Genomic DNA, 696 nt, shown 5'->3' on the forward strand with positions numbered 1-696 from the left:
TTAACCTTCGGGAGAACGCTCACCACTTTGTGGTTCATGACTGGGGTGAAGTCGTAACAAGGTAGCCCTAGGGGAACCTGGGGCTGGATCACCTCCTTACCTATACGACTAACTCAATACCTAAAAGTGCAGCGATGCATGTGAGTGTTCACACAGATTACTTGATAGAAGAAAGAGAAATTACGTTGGGTCTGTAGCTCAGCTGGTTAGAGCGCACCCCTGATAAGGGTGAGGTCGGTGGTTCAAGTCCACTCTGACCCACCAATCTTTCCTACTCTGCGTTGGATGATGATTCATTTAGTCTACTAAATGTCGCTATCAACCGCCTTGATTAGAAACGATTGGCAAACCAATTTTTTGGTGAGACCTTCATTGAAGGTAAACGTAAAATCTCAACTGCATGTAAATGGGGCTATAGCTCAGCTGGGAGAGCGCCTGCCTTGCACGCAGGAGGTCTGCGGTTCGATCCCGCATAGCTCCACCATTTACACTTATCATGACGATAAGCTTATGCATAGGTTAGAGATGCCAAAGATAAACGAAATTTTATCTTTGGCTTTTTTAAGCCCGCTCTTTAACAATTTGGAAAGCTGATAGTACTAACTAAAGGCGCATGAATGATGATTCGTTGTCGTTTGTGTGATTACGTTAGTGCGAAAAACGTTAATGCGAAAGCATTAACACTTGAGTTCTCAA

Annotated in this window: 2 tRNA genes and 1 rRNA gene; all 3 read left to right on the forward strand. The window is 44.3% G+C overall.

Going from position 1 to position 696, the window contains the following annotated elements:
* A 16S ribosomal RNA gene (locus H5123_RS20345) occupies positions 1 to 99 on the forward strand; the annotation flags it as partial.
* 88 nt (positions 100 to 187) lie between these two features.
* Positions 188 to 264: transfer RNA gene (locus H5123_RS20350), tRNA-Ile, on the forward strand.
* 144 nt (positions 265 to 408) lie between these two features.
* A tRNA-Ala gene (locus H5123_RS20355) sits at positions 409 to 484 on the forward strand.
* The last annotated feature ends 212 nt before the right edge of the window (positions 485 to 696 follow it).

The organism is Shewanella sp. SR43-4 (assembly GCF_014163845.1).
GTDB classification, from domain to species: domain Bacteria; phylum Pseudomonadota; class Gammaproteobacteria; order Enterobacterales; family Shewanellaceae; genus Shewanella; species Shewanella vesiculosa.